The following is an 11664-nucleotide window of genomic DNA, read 5'->3' on the forward strand; positions in this document are numbered from 1 at the left end:
ACCAGACTGGCCCGCCGCCCGCCATGGAATGTCCCGGCTGGGGCTAGGGCCGGGGCGTGCCGGGCCTCCTCAGCAGGCTGAGGACGACGCGGTCGGTCTCCTTCATCCCCGGGTCGTTGAGGACGCCTAAGTTGCGGATGGTGTCCTCGATCTCCATCCCGACGATGCCGTCCCCGGCGGGCACGAAGGCGTCGCTGAGCGCGAGATGGGCGAACTGCACCGCCGCGGCGGCCACCGTGCTGACCTTGTAGGCGCAGGACAGCTTGGCGCCGTCGCACAGCATGCCGGAGAAGGTGCCGATCACCGACTGCATGGCGTGGACCATGGCCTCGACGGAACCGTTCATGAGATAGACGGTGGCGGCGGCGACCCCGGTCGCCGGCGCGATGGCGCAGCCGCAATAGGAGGTCAGGCGGCCGGTCTGCGCCTTGACGTAGACGGCCAGCAGCGCGGCCAGCGCCAGGGCCCGGCACAGGTGCTCCTCGTCGGCACCCAATTCCTCGGCCACCACGTAAACGCTGAGCAGGCCGGTGATGCCGTGGTTGCCGCTGCCCGACAGCGCATAGACCGGCACCGGCAGGCCGCGCATCCGCGCCTCGGACGCCGCCGCCGTCATCGTCTGGACCTTGCCGATGGTGGCGCTGTGATTCGCCAGGTCCCCGGAGAAGCGCCGCAGCGCCGGCCCCAAGGTCGACAGGCCGTCCTTGAAATCCGTGAGCGCGGCGTCGCGGTTGGTGCGGGCGGCCTCCACCAGGAATCCTAAGGAGGAGGCATCCATGGCCAGGACGTCGCGGATGAGATCGCGGACCGGGATGGTGGCCAGCCGCGCCAGCGAAGCCTCGTCGTCACCGCATCCCGCCGGCGCCGCGTCGGCAGCCATCGGCACGCCGTCGCGGCGGATTTCGACGATCCGGGAATGGCGCTGGCGGATCGTCACGCTGGCGCTGTGGCCGCGGGTGACGGCCACGGCCCTGAGGAAGACGGGATCGGGCGCGTCGGGATCGTAATCCGCCGACACCCTGCCGTCGCGCACCAGGGCTTCGGCCTCCGCCGCCACGGCGTCGGTGACGCCGTCCAGGACGTTGAGGCCGAGCTCGCTTCGCCGGATCAGGGCGCCCAGCGCGCCCGCATGGGCCAAGCCCTTGAGACGGGTGCCGGGGATGCCGACGGTGACGCCGTTCTTGTAGACGTTCGGGCTGACGGTGAGGCGCAGGGCCTCGGGAACCGCGCCCAGGACCTCGGCGGCCTTGGCCGCCGCCAGGGCCGCGGCGCCGATCTCCGTGCACCCCATGGCCGGCCCGATCTCGCTTTGCAGGAGATCGGCCAGGAAACCGCCAACGGTCGGCTGCCCGTCAGGCATGAAGGCTCTCCGTCGCGGTTCCGGGCGCCGCAATGGCCGATGATGGATGTCCGGCGATGGTCAGAGGTGTCACGTCCGCTCTCCCGCGAAACTTGTTCATTGCCCGCAAGATAGCAGCAGCGGCGTGGAAATGGATTGCAAATAAATGCCTATATTTGCTGATATAAAGAATAAATTTGCCAAAATTCATAGATGACTAGCACGAAATAACTATCAATGACGCATATAGAAAAATAGTTTCCTTATCCATGTCCGAAACCGCGGCCGCACCCGCGCGCTGGCCGCCGCCGAACCGGCCCCGCACGCCGCCGAGTGGGGACGGCGAACAAGCCGGCGCTTCATCGCGGAAGAAGGGAACGATTGCCGCCCGAGGATGTTGCCCGCATGTCACGGTGCAACGACGAGGAGACCCGGCCATGGAGCCCACCGCCCCGGTCAGGCATCGGTTCATCGAGGTGGACGGCGTCACCGCCTTCTATCGCGACGCCGGCGGGCAAGACCGGCCGGCCGTCCTGCTTCCCCACGGCTATCCGTGCTCATCCTATGAGTTCCGCCACCTCATGCCCCTCCTGGCCGACCGCTGGCGGCTGCTGGCGCCGGACTTTCCCGGATGCGGCTACAGCGGCGCGCCGGACGGTTTCGCCTATGACTTCGACGGCTATGCCGCGTTTCTCGGCCGGTTCATGGACCGGTTGGGGATCGAGCGCTTCGCCCTCTATCTCCACGATTTCGGCTCGCAGATCGGCCTCAGGCTGGCCATCGCTCAGCCCTGGCGCATCGCCGCCCTGATCGTCCAGAACGGCGACATCTACGAAGACCGGCTTGGCCCCAAGTACGCGCCGCTGACGGATTATTTCCGCAACCCGACGCCGGAAGGCCGGGCCAAGCTGGGCGAGGCGGTGAGCGAGGAAGGCTTTCGCGACGAGTTCCTGAACGATGTCCGTCCGGAGCTGGCCGAGCGCATCGCGCCCGACCTGTGGAAGCTGCACTGGTCGCTGATGACGCCGCGGCGGCGCGACATCGCGATCGACGTCATCGCCGGCCTCAAGGACAACCTCGCATGGTTTGCGCGCTATCAGGCCTATCTCCGGGAACACCGGCCGCCGACGCTGATCGCGTGGGGGCCGCAGGACGGCTATATGCCGGCCGACGCCGCACGCGCCTACCTCCGCGACCTGCCGGATGCCGAGCTTCACCTGCTCGACGGCGGCCACTGGCTGCTGGAAACCAACCTGGCCGAGGTCGCCGTCCTCATCCGCGCTTTCCTGTCGCGCGTTTGCCCCTAGGCGCCGCCTCAGAAGCGATACCCCAGCCGGACGCCTATGTTGTTCAGCCCCTCGTTCTCCTCGGCGAAGCCGGCGTTGGAGATGTGGTCCCACAGCAGCGAGACGCGAACGCTTTCGCTGACGTCGTAGCCGACCTCGGCCCCCAGGCGGAACAGCACGCGCGAGCCCAGCGCCTTGCGGTCTTCGCGGACATTCCTGCGCTCGCCGTCGTGCACCGCGCCGCCCAGCGAGAAGGCGCCCCACAGCGGCACCTCGAACGGCTGCCACTCCCAGGTCAGGCCGGCATAGGCCTGGCTGGTGTCGCCGCCCGGGTTGATCGAGGCCCCGACGTGCGGCCTCGGCGCGCCGAGCGAGGCCAGGAAGGCGGGCGACGTGAACAGCGCCTCGACGTTGAGGTCGATTCCGCGCTCGTCCCGCGACGCCAGAACCGGCACGTCGTGGGCCAGGGCGCCCAGCTTGATTTCCGAAAGAAACCCGTCCTCCGCCGCCGCCGCGTACGGCAGCCCCGCCAGGACCGCGATCATCGACGTCGCCTTCACCCGGCGCATGGGCAATCCCCCTTCTCGTCAATCATGGGCCTCGATCCTCGACCGGTGGTTGGTCCCCTGTAACGCCCGGACCGGGGCAAGGGTTCCGCCGGATGGCGGGGACGGGAAAGGCGGGAAGCGGTGGAAGGAAGTTCCTTCAGGGGAAGCCCCCGCGGGTCTCTTGACAACAGGAAAGGCCATCGCCTTATGCGAATGCAACGCACTATCGTCGTTGCCACGCTGGCCCGCACGGTGCTGCCCTTCCTCGACGGGAAGAGCGGCGCGAAGAGCTGGGCCGAGCAACTGAGCGGGGGCCGCTGAGGGCGGAGCAAGGAGGCCACCATGCGAAAGCGGGTCTGGTATCTGGGTCTCGGCGGCGCATTGCTGGTGGCTGTCGGCGCCGTCCCCTTCCTTCTCGCCGCGGGGGATGAGCCGGCGCCCTCCGTGGCGCCCATCGCCATACCGGCCGGCGAGCATGCCCAGACGCTCGCCGCGCTGAAACCGCCAAAGCGCGCCAGGCCCGCCATCGCCCTGCTCACGCTCAACGACGCGACCGAGGTGTCGGACTTTCTGGTGGCGTACGGCATCCTCGGCGAAGCCGACGTCGCGGATGTGACCGTGGTGGCGCCCGAGGCCGGCCCGGTCAAGCTCTACCCCAGCTTCAATCTTCGGGTCGAAGCGCAGGCCACCCTGCGGGCCTTCGAAGAGCGCTATCCGGAAGGCGCCGACTACGTCGTGGTTCCCGCCGTCCAGCCTCGCGACGACGCCCGGGTCGTGAACTGGATCAAGGCCCAGCACGCCAAGGGCGCCAAGATCGTGTCCATCTGCAACGGCACCCTGACTCTCGCCGCCGCGGGATTGCTGGATGGCCGGCGGGCGACCGCCCACTGGAGCGAGGTCCAAGGGCTTCGCGAGGCCCACCCGACCCTGCAATGGGTGCCGGATCGGCGTTATGTGGTGGATCGCGGCATTCTGACCTCGACGGGCGTATCGGCGTCGATCCCCGTGGCGATCACGCTGGTCGAGGCGATCGGCGGCCGCGCGGCCGCGGAAAAAGTGGCGAAGACCCTGGGCGTGGCCACCTGGGACGCGCGCCACGCGACGCGGGCGTTCCAATTGACGCGCGAACACAAAAAGACGTTTCTGCGCAACAAGATGTCCCTCTGGCGGCACGAAACCCTTGGCCTTCCCGTCGAGCGCGATGTCGACGAAATCGCGCTGGGGCTGACGGTCGACACCTATTTCCGCACGGAAATGACCCGGCTGACGACGGCGGGCACGGGCGATGAGGGGGTGAAGACCCGGCGCGGGCTCGTCATCTACCCCGACACGTCCGCGGGCGTGGCCGCGGTGGACGCCATGCTGCCGGCGCCGCCATCCGGGGCCGTTTCACGGACGCTGGATCGCGAGCTCGCGCGCATCGCGTCGCGCTACGACCGGCCGACCGCCGCCTTCGTCGCCCTGACCCTGGAATACCCCTGGAACGAGGCCCGTGCCGGACCGGCCCACGGCCAATGACAGGTCGGAGGAGCGTTCCCCTTCTCGAATCGTTGGCGCGGATCGGCGCCGGAAGGTCCTGCCCTATCGCGGGGCGGGCACGGCGTCCTCGACGAACAGGTGCTTGCGCGCCGCCTCGCTGACCGCCACCACCGCCGGATGGGTCAGCTTCCGCTCGATCGAGATGGCGCAGTACTTCGCCGCCACGTTCTCGGCGAGGCCGATGATGCCGGCGTCGAACTGGGCGCGGATCTCGTCGGCCAGGATGGCCGGGGCCGGAAAGATGCCGGCGCCGGCCTTGCCGAACGCCTCCATCAGGGCGGCGTCGTCGAACTCGCCGACCACGCGGGGCACGATCCGGTGCTCGCTGAACCAGCGCACGATGGCGCCGCGCATCGCCGCGCCGTCGCCGGGCATCAGCAGGGGCGCGCCGTGCAGGGATTGCGGAAAGCCTTCGCGGTACCGCGCGGCCAGCGCGGGCGCGCCGAAAAAGGCGATGGAGGCGCGCCCCAGCGCGTGGTTGTAGCCTTTGACCCCCAGGCCGGCGGGAAGCGGCCGGTCGGCGATGACCAAGTCGAGCTTGTGGATGGCCAGTTCGCCGAACAGCCGTTCCAGCTTGTCTTCGCGGCAGACCACGCGCACCCGCACGGGAAGGGCCAGCGCCGGGGCCAGCAGGCGGTAGGCGATCGACTTGGGCACGACGTCGGCCACCCCGACGCGGAACAGCACGTCGCCCTTGCCCGGCCGGTTGCGCAGCACTTCCTCCAACTCACCGCCGATCTGGAAGATATCCTCGGCGTAGGTGAGCGCCAGTTCCCCGGCCGAGGTCAGTTCCAGCCTCCGGCCGCTGCGGCGGAAAAGCTCGGTGCCTAAGGCTTCCTCGAGGGTGGCGATCTGGCCGCTGATCGTCTGCGGCGCCAGGCGCAGGTGTTCGGCCGCCCGCGCCACGCTGCCGGATTTGGCGACGCGCCAGAAGTAGTTGAGCTGCTTGTAGTTCAAACGGCCGGCCATCGCCATTCGCAGGTTTTTTCGAACTTATGCGGCCAAATAATCTGCTTTTTTCGGTTTCCGGGCAAGCGCAGAGTGATCCCCGCCGCATCCCCCCAACGACCCTCATTGCGGTGAAACAAAAAGAGATACCTGCGATTTCCTGGGAGATCCCCCTAGGCCTCGCCTAACCACCGGGATGGTCGGTCATTCGACAGACCGTCCCGGTGCCCTTATATGGTTGGTGCCCTTATATGGTTATTGCATGAACACCGATTCGCCGACCGCAGACCCCTCCGCTTCCCGCCCGTGGCACGCCGCAACCGCCGAAGACGCGATGGCGCGAACGGCAAGCAGGCCCGAGGGGCTTTCCGAGGAGGAGGCCCGGCAGCGCCTTACGACCCACGGCCCCAACCTCATCCCCCGCGGCAAGGGCGACAGCGCGCTGGACCTGCTGTGGCGGCAGATCAACAACCCGCTGATCTGGGTGCTGATCGCCTCGGCGGCGGTGGCCATGGCCGTCGATCCCACCGACGGCACCAAGAACGGCTTGGTCATCCTGGCCGTCGTCGTGCTCAACACGCTGATCGGCTTCATCCAGGAATTCAAGGCCGGCAAGGCCATCGAGGCGCTGTCGCAGATGGTGCCGGAAACCGCCACCGTGCTGCGGGAGGGGCGCAAGAGCACCATCCCGGCCGCCGACCTGGTGCCGGGCGACGTCGTCATGCTGGCCAGCGGCGACAAAGTGCCGGCGGACATGCGCCTGACGCAACTGCGCAGCCTGCAGGTCGAGGAGGCGGCGCTCACCGGGGAATCGGTACCGACGCAAAAGCAGCTGGCGCCGGCGCCGGCCGCGGCCGGCATCGGCGATCGCACCTGCATGGTTTTCGGCGGCACGCTGGTTACCTATGGCACCGGAACCGCCGTGGTGGTCGAAACGGGAGCCAGGACCGAGCTTGGCCGCATCTCCACCCTGCTCAAGGAAACCACCGACCTCGAGACGCCGCTGACCCGGGCGCTGGCCGGCATCGGCAGGATCATCACGCTGGCCATCGTCGCCATCGCCCTGGCGATGCTGGCGATCGGGACCTGGCGGGCGGTCATCGAAACCGGGGTCGACTGGCTGACCGCGCTGCGCGAAACCGTCATCTTCGCCGTGGCGCTGGCGGTGGGCGCCATTCCCGAAGGGCTGCCGGCGATCGTCACCATCGCGCTGGCCATCGGCGTGCAGCGCATGGCCGCCCGCCGGGCCATCGTGCGCAAGCTGCCGGCCGTCGAGACGCTGGGCTCCACCACCGTCATCTGCTCGGACAAGACCGGCACGCTGACCCGCAACGAGATGACGGTGCAGGCGCTCTGGACGCCGGCGCTGGGCGCCTTCGCGGTAACCGGCGTCGGCTACGAGCCGACGGGCGGGCTCGCGCGCGACGGAGCGCCGGTCGCCGAACCGCCGGAGGGCATCGCGGACCTGCTGCGGGCCGGCGCGCTCTGCAACGACTCCTCGCTGGCCCGGGCAGACGGGCAGTGGCGGATTTCCGGCGACCCGACCGAGGGGGCGCTGCTGACCGCGGCCGCCAAGCTGGGCCACGACATCGACGCCCTGCGCGCCAGCTCGGCGCGCCTGGACGCCCTTCCCTTCGAGTCCGAGAACCAGTTCATGGCGACGCTCAACGCCGGAGACGGCGGGCGCATCTTCCTCAAGGGCGCGCCGGAAGCGATCCTCGGGCGTTGCGCCGCCGCCGCGGATGGCGGCCCCCTCGATGCCGCCGCCGTCGCCCGCCAAGTCGACGCCATGGCGGCCAGGGGGATGCGGGTTCTCGCCTTCGCCGCCCGCCCGGCCCCCGGGCTCGGCGCCATCGCCATGGCCGATCTCGAGAACGGCTTTGCCTTCCTCGGCCTGCAAGGCATGATCGACCCGCCGCGCCCCGAGGCCATCGAGGCCATCGGCCGCTGCCATCGGGCCGGCATCACGGTCAAGATGATCACCGGCGATCACAAGGCGACGGCGCAGGCCATCGCCGGCGAGCTTGGCATCCTCGGCCATGACCCAGGCGTGCCGGCGGCCATCGCCGGGGTGGAGCTCGCCGAAATGTCCGACCGCCAGATCGAGGACGCGGCGGTGGCCTGCAACGTCTTCGCGCGGGTGGCGCCCGAGCACAAGCTGAAGCTGGTTTCCGCCCTCCAGAAGCGGGGTCAGATCGTCGCCATGACGGGGGACGGCGTCAACGACGCCCCGGCCCTGAAGCAGGCCAACATCGGGGTCGCCATGGGCATCACCGGGACCAGCGTGTCGAAGGAATCGGCCGCCATCGTGCTTGCCGACGACAACTTCGCCTCCATCGCCGCGGCGGTCGAGGAAGGGCGGCGCTTCTATGACAACCTCATCAAGTCCCTGGCCTTCGTGCTGCCGACCAACCTGGGCCTCGCGCTGATCCTGATATGGGCGGTGGCGTTCTTTCCCTTCGACGTCGTCGCCCCCGGCGCCGGCCAGGCGGCGCGCGAGCTGCTTCTGCCCATGGGGCCGGCACAGCTCCTGTGGGTCAACTTGGTGGCGGCGGTGGCGTTGGCCCTGCCACTGGCCTTCGAGGCCAAGGAACCCAACGTCATGAACCGGCCGCCCCGCGACCCGAAGGCGCCGGTGCTGAGCCGCTTCGTCCTCATGCGCACCGCCATCGTCGCGGTGCTGATGAGCGCCGGCGCGGTCGGGCTCTTCCTCTATCACTTCGGCGCCGCGGCGGAAGGCGGCACAGAAGCGCTGGCCAAGGCGCAGACGCTGGCCGTCACCACCGTCGTCATGTTCCAGATCTTCTACCTGATCAACTGCCGCTCGCTCGGCGGCTCGGTCTTCAGGATCGGCGTCTTCAGCAACACGTTCGTGTTCGTCGGCATCGCCGCCGTCCTCGCCCTGCAGGCGGTGTTCATCTACGCGCCGTTCATGAACGCCATCTTCTCCTCGGCTCCCCTCGGCCTCGACGAGATCCTGGCCAGCGTCGCGGTCGGCGCCGCCATCCTGCCCATCATCGGCCTGGAGAAATGGTGGCGGAGCCGGCGGGCGGGCGAACCCCCTCGCGAGTTGGCAGGCAAGGCCGCCGAGTAGGGGATCCCTTGTCCCGCCGCCCCGCGCGCATCAGGTATTGCCTTTGGGCGCGCCATCGCGCCGACAAGCGAGGATGGGTTTCATGTCGCTCACGCTCCACTATCATCCGCTGGCGTCCTTCTGCCACAAGGTGCTGATCGCGCTCTATGAGGCGCAAACGCCCTTCACCGCCCATGTCGTCGACCTCATGGACGGAGGCGCCAGGGCCCACTTCCTCGACCTGTGGCCGGTCGGCAAGATCCCGGTGCTGCGCGACGAGGCCCGGGACGCGACGGTGCCCGAGACCACCATCATCATCGAGTACCTGGATCGCCACTACCCCGGCCCGCGCCCCCTGCTGCCGGCGGACGAAGACGCGCGACTGGAAACCCGGCTGTGGGACCGCTTTTTCGATGCCTACGTCCACGCTCCCATGCAGGCCGTCGTCGGCGACCGCCTGCGGCCGGAAGAGGCGCGCGACCCGACGGGCATCGCCGCCGCCCGGGCGACGCTCGCCACCGCCTACGGGATGATCGAGAAGCGCATGGCGGAAAGAACCTGGGCGGTGGGCGAGGATTTCAGCCTCGCCGACTGCGCGGCGGCACCGGCGCTCTTCTACGCCGGCATCGTCGCCCCCTTCCCCGCCGGCCACGCCCTTCTTGCCGCCTATTTCGAGCGGCTGCTGGCGCGCCCCTCCTTCGCCCGCGTGCTCACCGAGGCCCGGCCCTACTTCGCGATGTTCCCCTTCAAGGACGACATGCCGGCGCGGTTTCTGGAGGGCGGGGCCCCGGGCCGGTAGAGCGGCTTTGGCCGCGCCAGAGTTGCGGTGGGGAAGCGGCATCGGGTAGATTATCGGGGTGGGGACAGCGGCAGACTCCCCGCTTTTCCAAGATGCGCGCGTCCAAGCTCTGCTACCAATTCCCTGCCGAGAGCCGGCGCGGAGGTAGCATGGGTGCGTTCAGCCCGATCGGGCCCGGTTCGACCACCGCCCTGCTGTTGTGGGGGCGGGCGCTGCGCGATTTCGGCGACGGCTTCGTGGCCGTCCTGTTGCCGGTCTATCTGTTGGCCCTCGGGCTGTCGGCCTTCGAGGTCGGCGTCATCGCCACGACGGCCCTGCTCGGCTCGGCGCTGCTGACGCTGGCCATCGGGCTCGTCGGCGGCCGCCACGACCATCGCCGCCTGCTGCTGGCGGCGGCGGGCCTGATGATCGCCAGCGGCGTCGCCTTCGCCGTCATCGACGATTTCGCCCTGCTGCTGGTGGTGGCCTTCGCCGGCACCGTCAATCCCTCGGCGGGCAGCGTCAGCGTCTTCGTGCCCCTCGAGCACGCGGTGCTGGCCCGCGACGTCGCCGAGCGGGACCGCACCAAGACCTTCGCCCGCTACAGCCTGATCGGCGCCCTGGCCGCCGCGTTGGGCGCGCTCGCCGCCGCCGCCCCCGACCATGCCGCCACGTTGGGCATCGGCCGGCTCGCCGCCATCAAGGCGATGTTCGTGCTGTACGCGGCCCTGGGGCTGGCCGGCAGTCTGCTCTACGCCCGCATCCCGCCCCGGCCGCCGGCGCCCCACGGGCCCCGCCCGGCGCCGCTGGGGCCGTCGCGCGCCATCGTCGTGAAGCTGGCCGCGCTGTTCAGCCTCGACGCCTTCGCCGGCGGCTTCGTCGTGCAGTCGCTGCTGGCGCTGTGGCTGTTTCAGCGCTTCGATCTGTCGCTCACGGCGGCCGGACTGTTTTTCTTCTGGGCCGGCGTTCTCTCGGCCTTCTCGTTTCCGGTGGCGGCGTGGCTCTCCCGGCGCATCGGGCTCATCAACACCATGGTGTTCACGCACATCCCGTCCAGCCTGTGCCTGATCGGGGCCGCCGTCGCGCCCAGCCTTGCGGTCGCGCTGGCCCTGCTGCTGGCCCGCGCCGCGCTGTCGCAGATGGACGTGCCGACGCGCTCGTCCTACGTGATGGCCGTCGTCACCGAGGCCGAGCGCCCGGCCGCCGCCAGCTTCACGGCGGTGCCGCGCAGCCTCGCCGCCGCCGCCAGCCCGGCGCTGGCCGCCGCGCTGTTCGCGGCGTCGTTGCAGGCCTGGCCGCTGTTCCTGTGCGGCGGGCTGAAGATCCTCTACGACCTGCTGCTGCTCGTGCAGTTCCGGCATCTGAAACCGCCGGAGGAACGATAGGCGAGGGCCGGCTAATCCATTTCGATCCAGTCGCCCTCGGGGGTCCTTGTCAGCATGGGCGTATTGAAAACGCCGACGACCTTGGCGGAACTGGCGGGAACCACGTTCTCGAGATGGCTGCGCCAGCGTTGCGTCTGGACCATCGCGACGCCGAGAACGACCGGATCGATCCCGCAGGTCGACAGCAGTTGGAGGCCGGCAAGCATCGATGAGCCGCTGGAGATCACGTCGTCGACCAGCACCACCCGCCGGCCGTCGAGAAGCGGCAGCATGCGGGGATCGACATAAAGCCGCTTGCGCTGATCGGGGGTGGTGATCGAGGAAAGGGAGACCGAAATCTCCTCCTGGTACCAGAATTTCCGCGATGTCCCGAGGGGGACGAACCGGCTGTGGCCGAGCTCGCGGGCCACCGCGCTGGCCAGCGTCAGGCCGAGCGTCGGCAGACCGACGACGATCTCGGGCCGGAAGGCCTTGAGCTTTGCCGCGAGCACCTTGGCAAGGGCGTCCTGCACGGCAAAGCTGGCCTGATTGATGATCAGCGAGGCCAGCGCGTGTTCGCCATCCGGGAGCGGCCGGATGGGAAGCTTGATCTGGCGGCCGTCATCGAGTTCGACAGGGAAAAAGCCGGTATGGCTGTCGACGGGCCCGAAGGTCTCGGGCGAATGGATTTCCTGCCAGAAGTCATGGGGTTGCATTCGGGTCCGGTCCTTTTCTCGGGTTGTCGGCCAAGGCAGTTCATTTTATAGGATTTTTCGGGTATGTCGGGGT

9 protein-coding genes are annotated in these 11664 nt (G+C 69.1%); 5 read left to right on the forward strand and 4 right to left on the reverse strand.

Annotated elements, in window-relative coordinates; genetic code table 11:
* Positions 1-43: 43 nt before the first annotated feature.
* Positions 44-1360 (reverse strand): L-cysteine desulfidase family protein, encoded by a 1317-nt coding sequence (locus ODR01_RS12430; protein WP_316977984.1) that lies wholly within the window; start codon positions 1358-1360, stop codon positions 44-46.
* A gap of 416 nt (positions 1361-1776) precedes the next feature.
* Between ODR01_RS12430 and ODR01_RS12435 the strand changes: the two genes are divergently transcribed.
* Positions 1777-2646 (forward strand): alpha/beta fold hydrolase, encoded by an 870-nt coding sequence (locus ODR01_RS12435; protein WP_316977985.1) that lies wholly within the window; start codon positions 1777-1779, stop codon positions 2644-2646.
* A gap of 8 nt (positions 2647-2654) precedes the next feature.
* Here the strand turns inward: ODR01_RS12435 and ODR01_RS12440 are convergent, their stop codons facing one another.
* Complete coding sequence (locus tag ODR01_RS12440) at positions 2655-3194, reverse strand: acyloxyacyl hydrolase (RefSeq protein WP_316977986.1); 540 nt, start codon at positions 3192-3194, stop codon at positions 2655-2657.
* A gap of 321 nt (positions 3195-3515) precedes the next feature.
* Here ODR01_RS12440 and ODR01_RS12445 point away from each other — a divergent pair, with 321 nt between their 5' ends.
* A complete protein-coding gene (locus tag ODR01_RS12445) occupies positions 3516-4691 on the forward strand; it encodes a DJ-1/PfpI family protein (RefSeq protein ID WP_316977987.1) in 1176 nt (391 codons plus the stop codon).
* Between the two features lie 63 nt (positions 4692-4754).
* Here the strand turns inward: ODR01_RS12445 and nhaR are convergent, their stop codons facing one another.
* Positions 4755-5687, reverse strand: a complete 933-nt coding sequence (nhaR, locus tag ODR01_RS12450) for a transcriptional activator NhaR (RefSeq protein WP_316977988.1) — start codon at positions 5685-5687, stop codon at positions 4755-4757.
* Between the two features lie 235 nt (positions 5688-5922).
* On the opposite strand from nhaR, the gene ODR01_RS12455 reads away from it, so the two are divergent.
* The 3 genes from ODR01_RS12455 to ODR01_RS12465 all read left to right on the forward strand — a co-directional run bounded on the left by ODR01_RS12455 (position 5923) and on the right by ODR01_RS12465 (position 10896).
* Positions 5923-8754: a cation-translocating P-type ATPase gene (locus tag ODR01_RS12455; protein ID WP_316977989.1), complete on the forward strand. Its 2832-nt coding sequence runs from the start codon at positions 5923-5925 to the stop codon at positions 8752-8754.
* 82 nt (positions 8755-8836) lie between these two features.
* Positions 8837-9532 (forward strand): glutathione S-transferase family protein, encoded by a 696-nt coding sequence (locus ODR01_RS12460; protein ID WP_316977990.1) that lies wholly within the window; start codon positions 8837-8839, stop codon positions 9530-9532.
* Positions 9533-9681: 149 nt separating this feature from the next.
* Entirely contained in the window at positions 9682-10896 is a 1215-nt protein-coding gene (locus ODR01_RS12465) for an MFS transporter (RefSeq protein WP_316977991.1), read from the forward strand.
* An 11-nt stretch (positions 10897-10907) separates the two neighbouring features.
* On the opposite strand, the gene ODR01_RS12470 is transcribed toward ODR01_RS12465, so the two are convergent.
* Complete coding sequence (locus tag ODR01_RS12470; protein WP_316977992.1) at positions 10908-11591, reverse strand: phosphoribosyltransferase; 684 nt, start codon at positions 11589-11591, stop codon at positions 10908-10910.
* Positions 11592-11664 lie beyond the last annotated feature (73 nt).

The sequence above is a fragment of the Shumkonia mesophila genome, assembly GCF_026163695.1.
GTDB lineage: Bacteria > Pseudomonadota > Alphaproteobacteria > Rhodospirillales > Shumkoniaceae > Shumkonia > Shumkonia mesophila.